The 20,788-nt window shown below is 45.3% G+C and carries 18 protein-coding genes; 17 read left to right on the top strand and 1 reads right to left on the bottom strand.

Annotation, left to right across the window (positions count from 1 at the left end; translation table 11 throughout):
• Positions 1 to 18: 18 nt before the first annotated feature.
• The 13 genes from G9G53_RS19055 (at position 19) to G9G53_RS18995 (ending at position 13,989) form a co-directional block, all read left to right on the top strand.
• The gene (locus tag G9G53_RS19055; RefSeq protein ID WP_165149633.1) at positions 19 to 2,670 is read left to right on the top strand and encodes a molecular chaperone; all 2,652 of its coding nucleotides are present in this window, start codon (positions 19 to 21) and stop codon (positions 2,668 to 2,670) included.
• Positions 2,671 to 2,732: 62 nt separating this feature from the next.
• Entirely contained in the window at positions 2,733 to 3,245 is a 513-nt protein-coding gene (locus G9G53_RS19050) for an RDD family protein (RefSeq protein ID WP_165149679.1), read from the top strand.
• Positions 3,246 to 3,313: 68 nt separating this feature from the next.
• Positions 3,314 to 3,892: an RDD family protein gene (locus tag G9G53_RS19045; protein ID WP_029515674.1), complete on the top strand. Its 579-nt coding sequence runs from the start codon at positions 3,314 to 3,316 to the stop codon at positions 3,890 to 3,892.
• A gap of 107 nt (positions 3,893 to 3,999) precedes the next feature.
• The gene (locus G9G53_RS19040) at positions 4,000 to 4,776 is read left to right on the top strand and encodes a hypothetical protein (protein WP_029515673.1); all 777 of its coding nucleotides are present in this window, start codon (positions 4,000 to 4,002) and stop codon (positions 4,774 to 4,776) included.
• Positions 4,777 to 4,801: 25 nt separating this feature from the next.
• A complete protein-coding gene (locus G9G53_RS19035; RefSeq protein ID WP_013311463.1) occupies positions 4,802 to 5,401 on the top strand; it encodes a hypothetical protein in 600 nt (199 codons plus the stop codon).
• A complete protein-coding gene (locus G9G53_RS19030) occupies positions 5,398 to 6,810 on the top strand; it encodes a phage tail protein (RefSeq protein WP_165149631.1) in 1,413 nt (470 codons plus the stop codon). Before G9G53_RS19035 ends, G9G53_RS19030 begins: the two co-directional genes overlap by 4 nt.
• Positions 6,807 to 7,454 carry a hypothetical protein gene (locus tag G9G53_RS19025; RefSeq protein ID WP_029515670.1) on the top strand — a complete coding sequence of 216 codons (648 nt, stop codon included), beginning with the start codon at positions 6,807 to 6,809 and terminating at the stop codon, positions 7,452 to 7,454. The genes G9G53_RS19030 and G9G53_RS19025 overlap by 4 nt, the downstream gene beginning before the upstream one ends.
• Entirely contained in the window at positions 7,436 to 7,960 is a 525-nt protein-coding gene (locus G9G53_RS19020) for a hypothetical protein (RefSeq protein ID WP_165149629.1), read from the top strand. Before G9G53_RS19025 ends, G9G53_RS19020 begins: the two co-directional genes overlap by 19 nt.
• A 15-nt stretch (positions 7,961 to 7,975) precedes the next feature.
• A complete protein-coding gene (locus G9G53_RS19015) occupies positions 7,976 to 8,368 on the top strand; it encodes a DUF4280 domain-containing protein (protein WP_029515668.1) in 393 nt (130 codons plus the stop codon).
• 21 nt (positions 8,369 to 8,389) lie between these two features.
• Positions 8,390 to 11,116: a contractile injection system protein, VgrG/Pvc8 family gene (locus tag G9G53_RS19010; RefSeq protein WP_238437888.1), complete on the top strand. Its 2,727-nt coding sequence runs from the start codon at positions 8,390 to 8,392 to the stop codon at positions 11,114 to 11,116.
• A gap of 10 nt (positions 11,117 to 11,126) precedes the next feature.
• Entirely contained in the window at positions 11,127 to 11,615 is a 489-nt protein-coding gene (locus tag G9G53_RS19005; protein ID WP_029515665.1) for a hypothetical protein, read from the top strand.
• A gap of 56 nt (positions 11,616 to 11,671) precedes the next feature.
• On the top strand, positions 11,672 to 12,292 hold the full coding sequence (locus tag G9G53_RS19000; RefSeq protein ID WP_051718019.1) for a suppressor of fused domain protein: 621 nt from the start codon (positions 11,672 to 11,674) through the stop codon (positions 12,290 to 12,292).
• A 764-nt stretch (positions 12,293 to 13,056) separates the two neighbouring features.
• Positions 13,057 to 13,989: a DUF2167 domain-containing protein gene (locus G9G53_RS18995; protein ID WP_029515663.1), complete on the top strand. Its 933-nt coding sequence runs from the start codon at positions 13,057 to 13,059 to the stop codon at positions 13,987 to 13,989.
• Positions 13,990 to 14,159: 170 nt separating this feature from the next.
• On the opposite strand, the gene G9G53_RS18990 is transcribed toward G9G53_RS18995, so the two are convergent.
• The gene (locus G9G53_RS18990) at positions 14,160 to 15,191 is read right to left on the bottom strand and encodes a PocR ligand-binding domain-containing protein (protein ID WP_165149627.1); all 1,032 of its coding nucleotides are present in this window, start codon (positions 15,189 to 15,191) and stop codon (positions 14,160 to 14,162) included.
• A 188-nt stretch (positions 15,192 to 15,379) separates the two neighbouring features.
• On the opposite strand from G9G53_RS18990, the gene G9G53_RS18985 reads away from it, so the two are divergent.
• The 4 genes from G9G53_RS18985 (at position 15,380) to G9G53_RS18970 (ending at position 20,773) form a co-directional block, all read left to right on the top strand.
• A complete protein-coding gene (locus G9G53_RS18985) occupies positions 15,380 to 16,513 on the top strand; it encodes a glycerol dehydrogenase (protein WP_165149625.1) in 1,134 nt (377 codons plus the stop codon).
• Between the two features lies 1 nt (position 16,514).
• Positions 16,515 to 18,275, top strand: coding sequence for a dihydroxyacetone kinase subunit DhaK (gene dhaK / locus G9G53_RS18980; RefSeq protein WP_165149623.1), 1,761 nt, complete (start codon positions 16,515 to 16,517; stop codon positions 18,273 to 18,275).
• A 228-nt stretch (positions 18,276 to 18,503) separates the two neighbouring features.
• Entirely contained in the window at positions 18,504 to 18,755 is a 252-nt protein-coding gene (locus G9G53_RS18975; protein WP_039273050.1) for a hypothetical protein, read from the top strand.
• Between the two features lie 404 nt (positions 18,756 to 19,159).
• Entirely contained in the window at positions 19,160 to 20,773 is a 1,614-nt protein-coding gene (locus G9G53_RS18970; protein ID WP_165149621.1) for a cellulase family glycosylhydrolase, read from the top strand.
• The last annotated feature ends 15 nt before the right edge of the window (positions 20,774 to 20,788 follow it).

Below are 20,788 nucleotides of genomic sequence, written 5' to 3'. Positions count from 1 at the left end.
AGAAAGGACATGTGAACGATGAACGGACCCTATACATACAGGTTGCTAGACCCGCTCACCGATCGAAAAAGCATACGCTTCACGGCGAAATACACGCGGGCGGAATTGGAGCAAATGACGACCTTTCAGTTACGCGGAATATGCGATAAGGAACGACTGGTCGAGGGCTTTGCCAATCGCCTAGCACGTGAAGAGTTGATTCGCGTGATTTTGCGATTTCGGAGCGCGGAAGAGCATTTACTCATCACAAGGCCGAATCCTGGCGGCTTTGAACGCATGGAATCGGCACTACAGCGAAACTGGAACGACCGTCGGCAGGAGAGCAGCGGTATCCGGGTTCCCGCCAAAATCACGCTGTATCAGGGTGTACGCACAGGTCGCATGGACAACTACCGGATTGAATCCGATTTGCCTTGGCTGAGCTCATCTAATGTGCTGCTGGTGAATGCAACAGGAGAACTGTGCGGTGTTTTGAATTTGGTGAAGGATGAGGCACGAACAGGCGTATATTATCTTTCTCGTCATCGTGATGCTGAACTGCGAGAGACGTCCAATCATAGTTATAGCCTGCTGTTTCTGCGAAGACAGGAATCAGAATATTTTTATAACCTCTACTATGGAGATAAGCCCATGCTGCCGCTGAAGCTTCAAGGCCACCGGGTTCCTGTGGCAGAGCTGATCATTCGGGGCACGGAAACAACAGATGCGGTGCTTGCGATTGATTTTGGCACCTCGAACACCACAGCAGGTGCTTATTTAGATAGTTCCTACGTTACGGCTCCTGATACAGGTATGAGCAGCACGGTAAGGCTGAACGCCATCAACTATGTGTCATTCCCCGGCCCACAAGGGGCAGAGGGTGACTGGATCGAAGTATTGCCGACTGCTATTCGCGTCGCAGACTGCTCCAATCCGGAACATATCCTTTATGTATTTGGGGAGGATGCACTACGTGGATCTGACGTGGCAGGCAGCCGTGCAACAGTATTGCGGGGGATCAAGCGGTGGGTCAACGATTATAAGCGAATCGAGGAATTAATGGATTCCGAGGGGAATACAGCAACTGCTTCCCGCAATGATATTTTAGCTGCTTTTATCCGTTATGTGATTGCTACAGCCGAGCAGCAATTTAAGTGTCGGTTCCGCAACCTGCACTTTTCTGCTCCGGTCAAGCTACAGCCCCAGTTTATAGAGATGTTTAGCGATATTTTGCCTGATTACCGGATTGAAGCGGAGGATGCGCTGGACGAAGGGTTGGCTGTGTTGTACAACACGCTGGCAGACCAGATGGAACGAGGGACCTTTGCGGATGGTGAAGAATATCAGGCACTTGTCATTGATTGTGGTGGAGGCACGACAGATTTGTCTTCCTGCCGATTCCGAATTGAGAACGGGCGTATTGCTTATAAGCTGGACATTCACACAACATATGAAAACGGGGATACCAATTTTGGCGGCAACAATCTGACGTATCGGATTATGCAGTTTATGAAAATTGTATTTGCAGGTTATTATGCTGCCGAGACGCGTTTGCCTGACACCGATATTGATGCCCTGATCGGCATTCCTTCGGGAGATTTGTACCGTCATGTGGATGAGTTTGGTGTAGATGCTGTATATGCGGGACTGGAGGAGCGCTACCGAGAGGCAGAGGCCATCTTGCCTACCGCGTTCAAACAGTATGAGCATGCTACACGGGATGAATATCAGCGGGTACTGAGTAATTTTCATCTGTTGTGGAGCGCGGCAGAAAATATGAAAAAGGAATTTTTTCTACGTACGGGGATCTTGCGCAGCCGCTTCGAATCCGAGCAGGTATTATCTGCTGAAAGCGACCTGAACATTGCAGTGATGGACCGTTGGCTGGTTTCAGTCATCGAGAACGGACGGTTTCGTGATGAATATGGTTTGCCTGATGTGGTGTTTAACATTCGGGAAATACAGCAGCTTCTTAAGGCGGACATCTACAATATTGTGCGCAAGTTTCTGGATGAGTTTTATCTGGAGGGACGCTTGCAGGATTATTCGATTATCAAGCTAACCGGGCAATCCTGCCGGATTGACGTATTTCGCGAAGCACTCAAGGAATTTGTACCGGGGCGCAGTATTGAGTTTCGTCAAAAGGCAGAGGACCTCAGCCGGGTACCTGAGTTGAAAATGGCCTGTCTGCGCGGGGCTATCCGTTATCTGAACGCTAAAAAAATGGGCACGATTGAGCCTGTCATTACCAATCATATTCCGGCTATACCGTACACGGTTAGCGCATGGACGCATACGGGGCGCGAAAAGGAGCTGATTGCGAGTTTGGAAAGCAACCGGGTACGCGGTTCTATTTCCCGGCCGTCTCATGCGGCTGAGGTGGAGTTCTTCCTGACGGCCGACGACGGCAAGCTGCGTCAGCGCCATGTGTACCGTAGTCGGCCAGAAGCTTTTGAACCCATGCCGTATGAGGAAATTGCCGTGCTGTACGGGCGGGATATCCCGCAGGATGATACGGACTCCATCCGTAATGGGGAAACGAAATATTTTGTTTTTGTCGGGGATAGCCGCTGGGGCTTTTATGTAGTCCCGATTACTCGCCGAGATGAATTGCTGCATCTGGGTCCCAAACGCTTTTTTGCCTTCGAAAATGATCTCTCCGAGCTGGATTTCTTTGACGGCACGAAATAGTAAATTAAGGATTTCGCAAAATGCTGAAATTAGAAAAGTACACAACACTTGGAGGGGATAACGTGCTGTATGCAGGTTTTTGGAAACGAACTTTGGCTTATATCATCGATAGCCTTATTTTATGGTTTGTATTTTTAATATTTGGGTTGATCTGGTTGGTAATTCGGACCTTAGGGGATTGGGTACCGTCTCCGGCAGAAAGCTCTTTGCTCCCAGACGGATCGTCTTCTATTGTTACCATGAAAGTAATAGGACAGACCTTGCTGAATTGGGGAGCTATATGGCTATATTATGCGCTTATGGAATCATCGAAATGCAAAGCCACGGTGGGCAAGCTGGCTCTCGGCATCGTTGTAGTAGATGAGTTTAATCACAAGCTCAGCTTTGGACGTGCTAGTGCCCGCTACTGGAGTAAGCTTCTATCAGTCATCATTTTGTTCGCCGGCTTTATTATGGCAGCCTTTACGGCGAGAAAACAGGCTCTCCACGATCTGATTGCCCGTACCTACGTTGTGGACAAACGCGAGCTGAATTATATCCTTCGTGAGCAGGCTGGGCGCGGAGCTGGAATGTAACATTTAGGTTGGCACACAGATTCAAAGATTCTGATGAACAGCAGGCTTTAAACAGGAGGAGCAGTAGGATGTACGCTGGTTTTTGGAAAAGATTTTTAGCCCATTTGCTAGATTATACTATTTTATTTGTGACTATTCGTTTGATTGATACGTTGCCGTTTGTGACGATAGGGTTTGTCTCTGCGTTCGTAAAAATGCCGAATTTTTCGGAGTTTGTTTCACACTTAGACGATGTGTCGGTGAGAATTTTGGGAGCTATTATTATTTTTGGCCCTCTTTTATTGGATTGGCTTTACCACACCATCATGGAATCATCAAAATGCAGAGGAACGGTCGGCAAGCTGGCTGCGGGGATTGTCGTTGCGGATGAAAATAATGAAAAAATATCTTTCGGACGGGCCAACGCCCGCTACTGGGGTAAAATCATTAGCTTAGTCACTATATTTGTAGGCTATATCATGGCAGCTTTCACTGAAAAAAAGCAGGCGCTGCATGACAAAATCGCTCGTACCTATGTGGTGAACAAAAATTGGCTGGACTACTCTGAGTATATTAAGCAAAATCCATCGCTGACAGAGATGCCTGTCCCGGCTCCTGCACCCGGTGTGAATCGGTTGTCCGTTCCCTTGAATAAAGAAGAGCAGTAATGACGTCGCAGAGCGACCCGGCTGGCGCATAACGTTGCTACGCAATGTCATTACTGAGGTGCCGGGCGACACTTGTGCCGAAATCGGCACGGAGAGGAGGAAACCACATGTTAACCCATATCGTGCCGAAGTTCGAGAAAGGCCGTATTCTCAAAACCGAGATGCTAGAGAACCTGCGGGACTACCCCCGCAGCTTTCTCGATATCCGGTATCAGGATTATTCGGATGGCATCATTACAGGAATGAACGTAACTGTCGGGGAGTACACGCTAACCATTGGTAGAGGCATCGTGAAGCACAAGGGTAGATTGTATCTGCTGGAGCAGGAGCAGGAAGTGCCGTATGCGGCCACAGGGCGGCTGTCGGTGTTGAAGCTGCTCTTTTTGGAACAAACAGATCGCCCGGATTTCACAGCCCATCATGCAGATATCGTGCTGGAGGATGAGGCAGAAATCGGTCTGGATGAGATGGAGCTGGGCCGATTCAAGCTCAAAGAGGGAGCCGTGCTTCGCTCGGATTATCAGGATTTTGCCGACATGGCAACGGAATTCAATACATGGAGTGATATCCATGCTCCTTTTGCGGGTTTGAAGCAGAGTACATTGCGCCCGGAGACGATGCGCTACTTCGCATCCGAGCTGCTTAAAAGTGGTGCATCCGATCCGATGGATTGTATGTTTGCCCTCATATGCCTGAACTCAGAAGCCGTAGACAGGGAGTCCATTCAGCATTACATCGCAAACCGAAATGGTGCGGAATACAGAGATTATTCTCATGCTCAGTTGCATAGACAGCTAGTTCTTATTCTAGAAGGCGCCGGACGTGGAAAACGAACAGCAGGCCGTTGGCAGGGCGGCGGAGCCGGACGGATGATTGTGGATTAGAAAATCAGGTAGAGGAGTGTGCATTATGAAATATGAGGATGAAAAGATTTTGGATCAGCTCCGTGAGATGGAGAAGCTGAAGAGGCCTAACAATATTTTAGCAGGACCCATAATCATTGACGGTCAATCCTATGTGTTTGAAGAGCGGTCTTTCTTTAAGGATCGGCTGAAAATGCATGTCCCCTCTATCTTTACTCCAATGCCCAAGCATTTGCAAAAGATTAAATATCCTCATGAGCAACGTCCAGAAATGATTTTGACGAATGATTTGGGCAGTGTGGATGTTACCCTGAATCGGGTGGACCAGACGCTACAAGATGAATGGGTGGAACAGCTCACTTCTGGCATGAAGGCAATGATGAAAAATATGAATCCTGCCCATGTATTTTATGAAGAAAAAATAGAAGAGGTACATGGTAAGCAGATTGGCTATTTTGACTTTAAAAGTCCTGCGCTGGACCAGCCCATCTACCACAATATGTTCTACTTTGAGCTGGAAGGAAAGACGGTCATGGGAACATTTTGTTGTCCGTATAAGCAGTATGCTGAATGGCGGGATGTCGCCCTACAGATGATACGCACCATTCAAACGGTTGACGAGGCAGAAAAGGAGGGATATGAATGAGTAACCCCATTTACACCACAGCAGATGTTCAGGTGGCCCCTTATCAGTTTCAACGTGTATTAAGTATCCATCTCATTAAACAGTTAAACGAACATGTGAGCTTCTGCATACGTGGAATTGTTTCGGAGGACAAGCTGGATCAATACGTAGAAAAAGCAGATGAAGATGAGCACATCGAAGTCTTCTTAAAAAGTGAAGGCAAGGAGATCCGGCTTTTTCAGGGAATCGTCACGAATATTGCTGTAAAAGCTGTAAACGGAGTACGCGAGCTTACGATTGAGGCTAGCAGTGAAACCTTAATAATGGACATTCGCCCCAAACGTCGTTCATTCCAAAAAACAGCGGAATCATATAACAATCTATTTTCGCATGTTACAAGTTCATATACTGATGCAGAAGTGATTGACGAGGCTTCTCATGGCGCAGCTATCGGTGAATTGTTAGTGCAATACAATGAAACGGACTGGGCTTTTGTCAAAAGAATTGCTTCTCGGCTGCATGCTGCTTTAATTCCAATTACGATGCAACAAGGATTGAAATATGTGATTGGTATCCCCCATTCTAGTGCCCCTCAACCGCTGAACGAACATAACTATTCCATAAAAAAAGACTTGAAGGAGCACAAGCTCATGTCCCGTAACGGACTGCCGGAATACGGTGAGTCTAACAGCTTGAGTTATGAAGTGACCAGCAACAAAGTGCTAGAGCTGGGCAGTTCCGTCATTTTTCATAGAAGAACGCTTTACATAGCTAGGGCGGAGACGACCACGGAAGGAAATCTGATCGTTAATCGTTACATTTTACGGGATGCACATGGGTTAAAATGCCCAACCGTCTATGCCTATAATCTTTCAGGAGCCTCTCTGTTTGGCAAGGTAATTGATATTTCCAAAGAAAAAGTAAAAATCAAGCTGGAAATTGATCAAGGCTCGACTGCATCCGGGGCTATGTGGTTTCCCTATTCTACGGTTTATTCTTCTCCTGATGGCAGCGGTTGGTATGTTATGCCGGAAGCAGGTGATCAAATTCGTCTGTACTTTCCGGATGAACGGGAGCAGCATGCTTTTGCCGCCAGTTCTGTCGATCTTGCCTCCTCTGATCCTGTTAAAAGAAGTGATCCTGCGGTTAAAAGTATCAGCACCAAATACGGCAAACAAGTCGTTTTCAAGCCTGGTGCAGTAGAAATTATCAACAGTGGGCAAATGCTCATGCGTCTCACGGATGAAGGCGGGATCGAAATTAATAGTAACAAAAAAATAACCCTGTCTGCTCAGGAAGATATCCAAATTACAGGGGGAGCGAAAATTATTATGGAGGGGAAAGAAGGCGTAAGTTTTATTCAATCCGGAGCCAAACTCGACATCATGGACGATGTGAGATTAACCGGGAGTAAGGTGAACATTGAATGAAGCTCATGGATCGGGATGCTGCGTTGCAGGATTTGCTGGAAAAGCACGTATTTACGGAATGGATACATGATTTGGCTCTTATTGAAAACAACTTTCTGACGCGCCAGCAAGCCATTGAAGACGAGCTTATAGCAGCTCTAGAGTCGCTATGCCAGCTCGCTACCCTTCAGCACGAGCAAGGTCGTAAGGGGGATATTCGATATATTTATATCTCCTTGCTCAGAACTCGTGTTGCGAAAAATAAAGCGGTTTATCGTCTAGATGCCTATGATGAAAATTGGTTTCTGGATGAGACTGAATGCGCTGTGGAATGGTCGGCAGACTTTGTTTTCGAGCCTCTGTTCAATCGTATGACTAAGCTGGAAAAGCTTAAATCAGATTATGCCCGTAAGATCTCGACGATGGATATTGAACAAATTCAACAAATTGAGGCGGTCAAATACCATCTGCTCACTGTAGAGTTCTTGAAAAGCCAGATGCCAGTTTTTATAGCTTCCCCTTCGTTAGAAAGGATGCCAAAAGCAAATGTATGCACGATATTTGCTGGAGAGTATCGAGATGATAGCGAAATATTGTGCCGTTTTACGCGTAGTGAGGGAGCTGAGACACGAAAGGAGGAATCTTCATGGATTATTTCCTCTTAAAACAGGATGTGCGGTATACCCATGTTCCTGCGCTACAAAAGGTGATGGAAACGATTGATCCGTGGAAGCTGTATGATTTGCAGCCGGAGGATATTGTCAAGCCATTGATGTTTCACGTGAAGGCAGATGCAGAAAGTATTTTTATTGATTATCTAGAAGGTCCCATCCCACTCATTTCAGATGCTTTAAAACGCCTTGTCCAGGCCTATGTGCCGGAGATGCCTATGAAATTAACGATACTTACTCAGATCGAACAGAGGATACAGAAGAATTACTATATTCCTTTTGTGGAGCGGCTTGCAGCAGTACATCCAGAAAGCGAATGGAATTTAGATCAAAGTGTGCTTAGAAAGCTGGTATTACGTGCAGATGCTATTCGGGGCCACAAGATATTTAGAATCCAGGAGAGTGCTACCCCGATGATCATCGTCCGTTTGGACATTGCGGAAAGTATATTGCGGCGTGATTATACCGGGATCGCTTTGGAGCAAATTCAGGTGAAATAGGGAGGGAAAGGGCACATGTCAGACAATGAGTATTATGTCGTACGGGGGGCTTGTATGCGTTGCACTTGCGGGACGCATCCTCGAAAGATCAATTTGCCGAACAGCCACGGGGCTTATGTTAACGGTAAACCCATGATGAATGAAGGAGATTATTCTCCTGAGAATGTCCCTCATTTTGGAATTTGTACCAGTCCAGAACAGCCGAGTGCCGAGACTATATATCTGATCGCCGAAGATGGCTCCACAATCTCAGGGAAGCCATGCCTACCAATGCTGACGGATAAGTGGAAAAACACAAAAGAACCGACAAAGGTGGAAGGCCAGCCAGCCTTGACGACCTCTTCATTTCAGACTTGTTTATATCATGGATTTATCGAATTTCATACGAATGGCCAGCAGGAGGAGTAGCTGGAAGGGAGGTTTGAAAACATGATAGGATATGATCAGATTCGAATAGATTCCCCTTACCCCATTCAGGTCTTAAAGGATGTTCAGATCGAGTGGAAGCCGGGTGAGCATGGGCGTATTACACTCACAGGCATTTGTAAGGAGTCGAGTCATGCCACGGCTGCGCTGAATGCGACCTCAGAGGATCAGCTACATGTGTATGCGCAGAATGGACAAGAGGAAGTCAGCTTGTTTAAGGGTGTCGTCCATACGGTAGAAGTTGAGAACCATAATGGAGTGTATACACTTACACTGGAAGGAATCAGTGGCTCATTTGAGCTGGATATTGTCAAAAGAAAGCGGTCTTTTCCTGAGGAAAAACAAACATATAAACAGTTAGTGAATAAGCTTGCTCAAGGATATGAGCGAAGTGATGTCTTGTACCAGACCGGAGAGCAGTCGGTAGGCGAAGCCATTTTACAGTATGATGAAACCGACTGGGAGTTTATGAAACGGATGGCGAGCCGTTTACATACAGTGGTGGTCAGCGACATATGGGAGTCCGCATCGCCGAAGCTGTATTTCGGCATGCCTGCTGGCACCCAGCGAACAATTCGGAAGGATACGCCATATACGGCAAGTAAGGATTTAAAGGGCTATCAGCGGGCAGGCGGAAAGTCAGCCGGGCTACATGATACCGACTTTTTCAAATACGAGATTGAAAGCGGAGAACGGTATGCTCTTGGAGACGAGGTGCAATTTCGCCAGAAAATAATGATTGTAACTGAATTGCGAAGCCGCATGGAAAAGGGGCATTTGCTATTCAGTTATGTGTTGGCCCGCGCAGAGGGCATTCGCAGTGATTTCATCCCCAATCCCAAAACAATCGGAATTTCTCTGGAAGGAGAGGTCATTGCGGTACGGGGAGAGGAAGTGAAGCTGCGGCTGGCGATTGATAAGGATGATGGGGTATCCGAGCCGCATTGGTATCCGTTCGCTCCCCCAACGGGAAGTGCGATGTACAGTATGCCGAAGGTGGGAACACAGGCAAGCCTGTACTTTCCAGATGCGTCTGGTTCCAGAGCAATGATTTTGGGTGCGGTTCGTACAAATGGAGACGGTTGCGCGAAAACGAGTAATCCTAATGATCGATATTTTGGAACGGAGCATGGAAGTGAACTGAAAATGGCACCGGGTCGCATCCATATCATGGGTGATCCGGGTGGGACATTGCAGATGAGTCTGGACGATGCTACTGGGATTGAATTAACTAGTCCCAAGAAGTTATCGTTAGAAGCAGAGCAAGAAATCATTCTGAATACGCCGAAGAAAATCATTATTGATGGAACCAGCCAGGTCATGGCGTATCAAACGGGAGGAAGCACGGGGCTTTCGGTAGAAAACGAATACCACGTGTTGGGAGGAAACGTCTGGGCGGACGGTAGCGACCGAACTGCATACCCGCCGTTTGATGATGAACCGAAGGAAGGCGAGCCACCTCCACCGCCGCCACCCCCTGAACCGTTTAACTGGGGCAAGCTGGGGATGAATATTTTGGGCGGTTTGGCAGTTGTGGCAGCCGTAGCCGTGGTAGCAGCCATTACGGTAGCGACGCTTGGAGCGGGTACGGTGGTCATTGCAGCGGTAGCCGGAGGAGCGCTGCTGGCGGGTGGCTTGGGTGTAGCAAGCTTGGCCGCATCAGATATCGCCCGAGGGGAAGTGAGCGACTTCAGCGACTATGCCCTGACCGGCTTGAAGGAAGCGGGAATCGGGGCGGTATCTGGAGCAATCTTTGGCCCTCTCGGTGTAGGGGGAACCTTACTGAGGAAAGCAGCGATCGGCGGTGTCACAAATGCCGCGGAAAATCTAGCGAGTCAGGTGCTGAGTGGTGAAAAGATCAACTGGGGCTCAGTAGCAAAGGACGCGGGATTGGGTTTTGTCACCGTAGGCGTACTGGATTCCAAAGTAGGCAAGGCCATTGGCGGATTCGCTGAAAAAGTAGGCAGCAAGGTTACACCGCAATGGATTAGCAAAGGTGTAGATGCAGTCGGAGCAGGCTTTGGCAAAGCTGTAACCAAGCTGGAGCAGTCCGGCAGTAAACTGGGTCAGAAGTTCAATGAGCAACTGAGTAAAATGGCAGACGGCCTCAGCCCCGGGAAGTTGGCCACAGCCAACGGAGCGCCAGTTCCGCACGTTAATAAGATGGACAGCGGACCACTTCCACAGACGGATGTGCAGAAGAATTACAACAAGGTCATGAAGGAAATGGAAGAGAGCGCGGCGAAAAAGGTTGAGGGAACAGTAGGAAGTAAAGAAAAAGTAACTGTTAAGAAGTATGGTGAGTGGAAATATGATAAATCTGGGAAGCAAAAGCATCACCTTAATCAAGATGCTGCATTTAAAAAAGATGGGAATGGCAAACAGGTAATCCCGTCAGATGAAGGATATACTATCGAATTAGAGGGCAATGCATTTAAGGATGTTGGTTCACCACATTTTATGGCACATAAAACTATGGAAGAATTTTTTAATAGATATAGAAAAGGGGATAAAAAAGGTTTAATTCCTACAAATGCTGAATATAACGTAGCATTATATAAATCGTTGAGAAAGGCCGGATTAACCGAAAAACAAACCTTAGATGTAGTGGAGAAAGCTAGAAGCCAACGGTTAAAATATGGTTTACAAGATGATGATCCAATACCAAAAATACCAGGACAAATAAATTCTATATATAAATATTTATTTCAAAAAATAAAACTAAACTGAGGGGAAGAAAATGAACGAAGTAAAGGATTTTTACGATAATACAATATCTAAAATTGACTTTTTCAGTAACTGTGGGGATGCTATTAATGCTACACTCAATGTTAATGTTACGCAAGTACGTAACTGGGTTGATGTTGAAAAAAAAGTTAATTCTACTTGGGATAATGTTAGACTCCAAATAAGAAATCAACTAACTTCGACTCTACATGAGAATTGGCGAGAAGAATACAGACAGTGGAATAATATTACTATGGAGGCTAAATTATTACTTAAGGATGGAGTCCTTAAAAATATTTCTACTTTTATAGAAAGAAATAAATTAAACAATTGTATATATGAGAGCGTTGAGTGGGATTTGCTTACTGCAATGATGGAATATGCCTATAGCACGTATGTAAAACCAGGCTTTCATACAGAATTGTTGGAAATATATAATTCAGGACATATACCTTGTGGTTGGAAAGGGAAGTGGCCTCAAGGAAGCCTATTGGTATTCTAACAGCCTATGGGAGGACTTCAATACAAAGAGATTGCTTATAAGAGGAAGTGATAATATTGGATATAAATAATCAATTATTAGAACATTATAAGAAATACATTGGTGAGCCAGATTTAATAAATATAGAGACCGTTTCAGAAAGTCTAAATATAAACTTAATCATTTTTCGAGCAAACGACCAAAGAGACTTTCATACTATTATAACGTCAGGAATGAGCTTATTACCTGCACAAGTTTCAGAAGATAATAAAGATTGGGAATATACAGAACTTATCATGTATCTTCCGGCATCATGGCCTGTGGCTAAAGAGGATATTAAAGATTTTAAAGATTATTGGCCATTTGGTTGGCTAAGAAAACTTGGCAAGTTCCCGCATGAAAGAAACACATGGTTTTGTTATGGAGACACTATACCTAATGGGGATCCTCCAGAACCAATTGCAAATGACAATAATTTCACTTGTATGCTATTATTACCTCCTATTCGTGAAGATGAAGGATTTAGCTCGTTAATGTTAAGTAAAGATAAAACAATACAATTTTTAGTTGTTTGTCCAATATATCAGGAAGAAATGGAATTTCAACTATCAAAAGGTTTTGGTGCTCTTCTTGAAAAGTTTGATGAATACAACGTAAATGATATTGTTGAAGTTAATAGATTAAATGCATGTAAATAAAGATATTAATAGCTAATTAAAAGAGCGAGAATAACAGATTGTAAAAAGAATTCACACAATTAATTGGCCCCAAAATTATAATTTATCTTAAAAAACTTATTTCACTCGAACATGAGAGGAATAAGTTTTTTTCTCGTAGAGAATAACCAGTTGTGCGCTATGGTGACACTATAAAATATTGGTGAATAGTCCCTAGTCTCCAAAACAAGCAGTGAACTCTTAGAAGGCTACTCAATAATTAGCTTATTTCTAATCAATCAACCCTATGAAAGCCTATACATTCTTTTAAATAAAAAAGTTGACATATGTCTAAAAACAGGTGAAAAGTCACTAAGACTAAAGTCTCTTGTTAGATGAATTATGCATTCCTTAATCTGATGAAATTCGACATTTTTTATGCTAGATGGATTGTTCGAAATTAAGCTAGAAGTCAATGGGGTTGTCGCATCAAGGAATAAGCCCCGTTTAGGAATTCATAAGTAGGAAACTGGAACGGAGAAGTAGTGCTATTGCGCAATTGTGCTTGTCCTTTATGAGTATTTCTAATCGTTCATTCACATTTTATTAATTCAGTTCGATTAGATTAGAATATTTGCATACATATGTATAAAAATGAGTATTAAGTCTCGGAAACTCCCTTTGCTACTGTGAATTGACAAAATATGAAGCAGTGGCTAATATGGTTGGGTACACGGGAGATATTGGAATTTATAAAGGGGTAATGAGTTTTGAACAAGAGACTAGATAACAGATGTAGTAACAAAATGAAATGGGGCCAAACGATTTTTGGAGCGCTGTTGGCGCTTAGTCTGGTGTTACTCAGTGGGGGTAATGCGTGGGCCTCATCCAATGAACAATTAAAATGGATTGAGGGTGGCCGAAAGGTAGATCTGGGAAAAATGGCTACGGTTGAACTGGACTCATCTCTTCTTTTCTTGGATGCAGCTAACACAGCAAAGGCAAGCGAGATGAATCATGATAAGCCATCTGGTAAGGAGATTGGGAGTATATTTCCGAAAGATGAAAATCAAAATTGGGAAGTTGTTTTTGAATACGATGAACTTGGACACATTAAGGATGATGAAAAAGAAGATATCGATGCAGATGCCATTCTAGATAGTTATAAAAAGGGGACGGAAGAGAGTAACAAGGAAAAAGCGGAAAGTGATCGCTTGTATGTTACGGGCTGGGATGTCGAGCCTTTTTATAATGAAGCGACCCATAATCTAACCTGGTCTATGTTGGCGGAGGATGGGAACAAGGAAAAGCTGATCAATTATAATGTTCGTTTGCTCACTCGTCAGGGTTATATTTCTGCAATATTAGTGTCCGATCCTGCGCATTTGGACGTAGATAAGAAGTTTTTGAATGAGAATATATTACCCAAGCTGACAGTCAAATCAGGTGAGCGGTACGAGGATTTTAATGCTTCAACGGACAAAATATCCGAATACGGCCTGACCGGATTGATTTTGGGAGGAGCAGGCTTGGCAGTAGCTAAAAAAGTAGGCTTGTTGGCATTACTCATTGCTTTTTTTAAGGGCGCGGGAATTAAGGTTATCCTACTTATTGGTGCTGCTTGTGCAGGTATGTTTGGTGTAATAGGCAAGTTTTTCGCCAAATTATTTCGCAAGAAAAAATCGGAATCTATGCACAATGAAACGAACGCCCAGGATCAGTCAGAAACACTACAGTAAAGATAAAAAAACACTCTATAAAATTGCTGATAAATAGGGTTGATGATTGAGCGCAAAACACAATCTGAGGCAGCCTGATAAGTACACACGAACATGTAGCTTGGGCAGAAAATTATGAACAGATGATCATGGTGACGTTAGACCCGTGAATCATCTGTTTTTCGTTTGTTTTATCCCTTGTAATACTTTCGGTACACCGCGGGCGTTGTGCCTTCATACTTTTTGAATATTTTGATAAAATACCCCGGCTCATTAAAGCCGAGCTCGCTACTGATCTGAGATACAGGAATATCTGTAGCTTCGAGCAACTGCTTCGCCCATCTAATCTTCAAGCGGGAAAGATAGCTGGAAAAGTTCTCACCCGTTTCCTTGGCAAACAGCCGACTAAAATAGCTTGGGCTAATGTGGCACAAGTCAGCCATGGCTTTCAAAGAAAAAGTTTCACCCTTGTGCTCAAAGATATATTCGAAGGCGGATTTGAGTACGGGATTTCCGCACGGAATATCCACATCTTCTGAGGAATTCAGATAGGCATCTGCTAAGAAATTATTCATTTCTTTCTTAAGGTTTTCGATATGCTCCAGCGAGTAGCCAGGAAGGATCTCGGACAACTGCGGAGTGGAATGTGTGGCCGACGCCTTCTCGAACATTTCCGCGAGAAGATTTTTGTTCATGGCTTCTTCTACAATATAATTACACAATAAGGATAACATGTTGGAGATCGTCTGAATTTCCTGATAGGTCATGGAGGGCAGATCGGCGTAGTCGTTCTTAAGTTCCTCCCATTTGGAACTGTACAGTTTTTCATTTTTTGACGTGAGGATTTGCTCCAGCTGTAAGGCACTCGAAGGATCGGCTAAACGGACCTGACCTGCCATGACGGCGCCAATGTACTTATCGTCGATAATGATCGGTACCGCGATGTCGACGATGTCATAATGACAGAGATAAATATAAGGTTTGTTGGAACGTACCGCTTCAAGTCCACCGCGAGAGTCACATTTTTGGCAATAGGGGAGGAGATTTTCATCCTGGCGAACCTTCTTGCAAAACGATTGGCATTGACTGTGGCTAGTTACAGGATTCCCTTTATAATCGACGGTGAGAATGGCTAATTGGGTAACGGATGCTAATGAATCCTGCAACTGCTCCCACTTTTTCAAATCAAAGATTTTCTGGATGCTCAAATGTTCACGTATCAAGATCTCATCCCTTAATAGTAAATTATCTTGTAAGCGATAACAAGAAAGTACAATTCGTGATCTTTAGTGCAAAAAAATACGATTGTAGATTATAATATATTCCTTGATTCCTCCAATGTAAAGTTTACATGGTTCGGTTATAGTTTTAATCAGAACGAAGCCAACACAATCATAAGGAGGAATTATAGATGAGAAAAGCTTTTATCAGCCCAAGCAAATATGTACAAGGTGAAAACGAATTGTTGAATTTGGGTTACTATGTGAGCACCTTCGGCAAATCCGCTTTACTGATTGCGCATCCTGCCGATGTGGCGCGGGTAAAAGATAAACTTGATTCCACTTTGGGTAAATATAACGTGACCTTTATTGAAAGCGGTTTTATGGGTGAGTGTTCCAGACAGGAAGTGTCCAGACTTCAGGAAATTGCTACTGCAAACGGATGCGATTGTATCGTAGGTCTCGGCGGTGGGAAAGCGATCGACGCGGCGAAATGTGTGGCTCAAGGGGAAGCGCTTATCATCTGTCCGACGATTGCTGCGACAGATGCACCGACAAGTCACTCGGCCGTTCTGTACACTCCGGAAGGTGCTTTCGACGATTACGCCTATTTTAAGCAAAGTCCGAGTGTCGTATTAGTCGACACCACCGTAATTGCCAATGCACCAACCCGATTCCTTGTATCAGGTATGGGTGATGCACTGTCAACTTACTTTGAAGCCCGTGCGACCTCCCGTTCTTACTCCTGGGTCAATGCCGGACTGCCTAACGGAGTACGCGAAGGACAGTGTGCGCCAGCAGTAGGTACAAATGCGGCGATTGCACTTGCAACGCTATGCTATGAAATGCTGTTGAAAGACGGTGCCAAAGCAAAAGCGGCATGTGATGAAAACCAGGTTACGCAAGCACTCGAGAATATCATTGAAACTAATATTTTACTCTCAGGCCTCGGCTTCGAGAGCGGCGGACTTGCGGCGGCCCATGCGATTCATGATGGACTCACGATTTTGGAAGGCACGCATCATTATTATCATGGAGAGAAAGTTGCGTTCGGCACGATCGCACAGCTGGTGCTCGAAAACGCACCGACGGAAGAATTACATCAGGTACTTGATTTCTGTTTAGCCGTCGGTTTACCGGTCTGCTTGGCTGATATCGGCGTCGATCATATCAGTCAGGAAGAACTCATGGAAGTAGCTGCAAAGGCCTGCATTCTGGAGGAATCGATTCATTCCATGCCGTTTCCGGTCACAGTGGAGCAGGTTGCAGCGGCAATCGCTGCGGCCAACCGTATCGGGAGCCAGTACAAAGCGGAGGTAAAGTAGCATGAAAAAGGTCATCAACCGTGCGGAAAATTTGGTTCTTGAGATGTGCAGTGGTATTGCGCTCGCGCATCCTGAGTTGGAATTTCTGCCAAAATACAAAGTGCTCAAGAAAAAGGAATTGAACGCGGAGAAAGTAACGCTCATCAGCGGCGGTGGCAGCGGGCATGAACCCGCCCACGCCGGCTTCGTTGGCCAAGGGATGCTCGATGCCGCGGTCTGCGGTGATGTCTTCGCCTCTCCCTCACAAATTCAAGTATATCAGGCCATCCGAGCGACGACCGGGAAAAAAGGTGCGCTGCTGATTATCAAAAATTACAGCGGCGATATTATGAACTTTAGAAACGGCGCCCATCTGGCCACTGAAGACGGTCTGGAAGTGGACTATGTAAAGGTTGAAGACGACATCGCGGTAGAAGACAGCCTATATACAGTCGGACGGCGCGGAGTGGCGGGAACGGTACTCGTCCACAAGATCGCGGGTGCAGCGGCGGAAGAGGGCCGGAGTCTGGCGGAAGTTAAAGCAGTAGCCGAGAAAGCCGCTGCGAATGTACGCAGTATCGGATTCGCATTGACTTCGTGTACCGTGCCGGCGAAGGGCACGCCAACATTAGAGCTCGGGCATGATGAAATCGAGTACGGCGTCGGCATTCACGGCGAGCCTGGGACCAGCCGCGAGAAGCTGACGGATGCGGATACGTTGGCAGGCAGAATGGTAACCGATCTCCTTCGAGACATGCAGATTGAAACTGGCTTCAGCGGAGAAATCGCCTTATTGATCAATGGTTTCGGCGGTACTCCTTTGCAAGAACTGTACCTCTTCAACCATTCGGTTACTCGCGAACTAGCAGCGAAGGGGATCAAGATTGATCGCACTTTTGTCAACAATTATATGACGAGTATCGATATGTCAGGTATCTCGGTTTCCATCATGAAGCTGGACAACGAACTGAAAACGCTCCTCTCCCATGAAAGTAACGCGCCTGCGTTCAAGGTGGCTGGACCTGTTGATCATGTCGTATTCACGGATATTTCAACTGTAGCAGACGAAAAGCGGCAAGTATCCTTTGAGGTGGAAACGGACCCTGCCTTCGCAGTTATTGAGAACAACAAAGTTACGTTGAACAATCTTACCTACCTAGTCGATAAGATGAGTGAGGTTATCATCAAGAATGAGGTACCTTTCTGCGATCTTGACGCTCATGCAGGCGACGGCGACTTTGGCATGAGCGTTGCTAAGGGATTTCGTCAGCTGAAACGGGAATGGAGAGACATCCTGAATCAAGACTCTTTGACGATGGGAGCCTTTCTTCATTCATGCTCGCTCGTCATCATGGAATACTGCGGTGGCGCTTCGGGTCCGATCTGGGGCTCAGCATTTCGCGCAGCGGCACGATCTGCTGGCGAACGAACCGAACTCACCGTTTCCGAATTCGCAGATATGATGCAGGCTGCGGTGCAAGGCATACAATCAACAGGCGAACGTTCTTTCGGCAGAGGAGCCGTTGTTGGCGATAAAACACTTATAGATGCATTAGTGCCATGTACAGATAGCTGGTTGGAGAGCGCAAAATTAGATTTTGACGTGAAGACAGCCTTTGTAAGTGGTGCTCAAGCCGCTGTATTAGGGGCCAAAAAGACGGAAGACATCGTGGCGCGTATGGGCCGTGCCGGAACGGTAGGAGAGAGAAGCCTTGGTTATCCAGACGCGGGGGCTTATGCGCTTGGCGTGATTTTTACGGAGCTTGCTGATTGTTTGAACTGATTTTCTATAAATCCAAAATTGCTGGCACGAACACTTCGTTTAGGTTTCCATTCCTGCCCGTACCACTCGCTAATTCTTAAAAATTCAAGGTTTGTTCATTGCAATTGATGTGCATTAGGTTTATAATTTCAGACGGATTCAACGGGCTTATCCCGGAATCCATGGGAGTTCATCCCATCTGAGCTAGCTTACTGCATGCTCAAATATGAATTAAGCGAGGGATTTACAATGAAAACCTGCTGCACCATCCAAGTTGACGAAGACAGTTTAGTTATTGATTTGCCAGAAGAAGGAACCACGCTAGAGTCCCTGCTCGGTGATATTGAGAGCTGTGGAGGTAGTGAAGAACCTTGGCTACAACTTATTGACAAGGTAATAGGTAACTCATCTGAGACTGTACTGACAGAGCAAGCGACGGATGGCGGCGATATGAAGAAAGATCAGACGACCAAAGAACCTCAAGCAACTGCTCAGGGGTAATAGGGAGATCATACGTTAAGACGATATTTGTAACATTATTCGATCACATATAAGATCATCTATAAGACTGCTACCGAGCCAAGGCACGGGAAGCGGTCTTTTTTTATTAAAATAACTAAAATTCTCCGAATTTTGCAATTAGTAAATGAGTCTTTTGTCCCTTTAGTACTCCATAGTAGCCAACCAAGTAGAACACATCCCAAAACCGTGACTTCCTGTTCATTTTCTATCATAAAGTCGAAATGTAACATGGAACTAACTATAATAGTAGTATCATCCATATACAGGTAAGTGACATCGATGTTTGGACCTGATCCTCTTGTTGTATAAAGGAGGGGGTAAAAGAGCAGAGAACAACGTACTGATAAGTCTCATCTACTTTATAAAAAGGAAGGAATGTGTAAATGATGAATGGGCAATGGATCCTGTCAAGGATCGCAAAAAGAGTAGCGGTGATGCTAACAGCAGTATTACTATTAACGTTAACGAACGGATTCAACTGGAATACGCAAACAGCAGAGGCTGCTGGGACGACACCTGTGGAACGTTACGGACAACTTTCAGTAAAGAATGGTAAATTGGTGGATAAAAACGGTAAACCTGTGCAACTCAAAGGTATTAGCTCTCACGGCGTCCAATGGTTTGGGGATCTGGTAAATCAGGACTCTATGAAATGGCTACGGGACGATTGGGGCATTTCCGTATTTCGGGTTGCACTGTACACTGAAGAAGGTGGTTATATCGCCAATCCTTCTTTGAAAAATAAAGTGAAAGAAGCGATTGAGGTAGCACAGAAACTGGGCTTGTACGTCATTATCGACTGGCACATTCTTTCAGATGGCGATCCGAACATTCATAAAAATGAAGCCAAAGCTTTCTTTAATGAATTTTCAACTCAGTACGGCCATTTACCTAACGTAATCTATGAACTTGCCAATGAGCCGAATGGAAATGTGAACTGGAACAATCAAATCCGACCTTATGCGTCTGAGGTATCTCAGGTTATTCGCGCTAAGGACCCGGACAATATTATTATTGTAGGAACAGGCACATGGAGTCAGGATGTACATGATGCAGCAGACCATCCACTTCCAGACAAGAATACAATGTATACCGTACATTTCTATGCGGGTACGCATGGACAATTCTTGCGCGATCGGGTCGATTATGCACTGAACAAAGGCGTGGGCATATTTGCTACCGAGTGGGGTACAAGCGATGCTTCGGGTAACGGTGGTCCGTTCCTGAATGAATCCAAAGTATGGACTGATTTTCTGGCTAGCCGTGGAATCAGTTGGACTAACTGGTCGCTGTCAGATAAAAATGAGACCTCTGCTGCGCTGATGTCTGGTGCTGACCGTAAGGGCGGATGGCCTGATTCACAATTGTCCGCTTCTGGAAAATTCGTAAAACAGGCGATTCTGGAAGGCTCCAGCAACATTGGTGGAGGCGGAAACAACGGTGGGGATAACGGCGGAGATGGCAACACTGGCGGTAATAACGGTGGTGGCAACAACGGCGGCAATAACGACAACGGAGGAAGTACACCAGGCAGTAACGATCAAGGAATTGTGCTACAGTATCGCACCGGTGACACAAATGCCAAGGATAACGCAATCCGTCCTGAATTTAATATCAAAAATAAAGGGAAAACAGCTGTGAAGTTGAGCGATCTAAAAATTCGCTACTATTACACAGATGAAAGCAAACAAGCTCAGCAGTTTTTTGTAGACTGGGCCAGGATTGGCAATGAGAAGGTAAAAGCAACTTTTGTAACATTGCCGAATCCAAAGGCCAAGGCTGATAAATATGTGGAGATTTCTTTCACAGATGGAGCCGGAACGATTCAGCCCGGTGGGGAAAGCGGAGAAATTCAACCCCGTATTCATGCTGCAAATTGGAGCAATTTTGATGAGACCAACGATTACTCCTATGGTGCTACCCAAAAAGCATTTGCAGACTGGGACCATGGCACTGTATATCAGCAGGGTAAGCTGGTTTGGGGTATAGTACCTTAGGAACCTTAGAATTTA

The sequence above is a fragment of the Paenibacillus sp. EKM206P genome (assembly GCF_011066155.1).
GTDB lineage: Bacteria > Bacillota > Bacilli > Paenibacillales > Paenibacillaceae > Paenibacillus > Paenibacillus polymyxa_D.
The sequence above is the reverse complement of the archived record's forward strand: the minus strand, read 5'-3'. Positions and strand labels throughout refer to the sequence as shown.

Coding starts and splice junctions, on each gene's coding strand:
- G9G53_RS19055 (WP_165149633.1), top strand. CDS start 19: ATGAACGGACCCTATACATACAGGTTGCTAGACCCGCTCACCGATCGA.
- G9G53_RS19045 (WP_029515674.1), top strand. CDS start 3,314: ATGTACGCTGGTTTTTGGAAAAGATTTTTAGCCCATTTGCTAGATTAT.
- G9G53_RS19040 (WP_029515673.1), top strand. CDS start 4,000: ATGTTAACCCATATCGTGCCGAAGTTCGAGAAAGGCCGTATTCTCAAA.
- G9G53_RS19035 (WP_013311463.1), top strand. CDS start 4,802: ATGAAATATGAGGATGAAAAGATTTTGGATCAGCTCCGTGAGATGGAG.
- G9G53_RS19030 (WP_165149631.1), top strand. CDS start 5,398: ATGAGTAACCCCATTTACACCACAGCAGATGTTCAGGTGGCCCCTTAT.
- G9G53_RS19025 (WP_029515670.1), top strand. CDS start 6,807: ATGAAGCTCATGGATCGGGATGCTGCGTTGCAGGATTTGCTGGAAAAG.
- G9G53_RS19020 (WP_165149629.1), top strand. CDS start 7,436: ATGGATTATTTCCTCTTAAAACAGGATGTGCGGTATACCCATGTTCCT.
- G9G53_RS19015 (WP_029515668.1), top strand. CDS start 7,976: ATGTCAGACAATGAGTATTATGTCGTACGGGGGGCTTGTATGCGTTGC.
- G9G53_RS19010 (WP_238437888.1), top strand. CDS start 8,390: ATGATAGGATATGATCAGATTCGAATAGATTCCCCTTACCCCATTCAG.
- G9G53_RS19005 (WP_029515665.1), top strand. CDS start 11,127: ATGAACGAAGTAAAGGATTTTTACGATAATACAATATCTAAAATTGAC.
- G9G53_RS18995 (WP_029515663.1), top strand. CDS start 13,057: ATGAAATGGGGCCAAACGATTTTTGGAGCGCTGTTGGCGCTTAGTCTG.
- G9G53_RS18985 (WP_165149625.1), top strand. CDS start 15,380: ATGAGAAAAGCTTTTATCAGCCCAAGCAAATATGTACAAGGTGAAAAC.
- dhaK (WP_165149623.1), top strand. CDS start 16,515: ATGAAAAAGGTCATCAACCGTGCGGAAAATTTGGTTCTTGAGATGTGC.
- G9G53_RS18975 (WP_039273050.1), top strand. CDS start 18,504: ATGAAAACCTGCTGCACCATCCAAGTTGACGAAGACAGTTTAGTTATT.
- G9G53_RS18970 (WP_165149621.1), top strand. CDS start 19,160: ATGATGAATGGGCAATGGATCCTGTCAAGGATCGCAAAAAGAGTAGCG.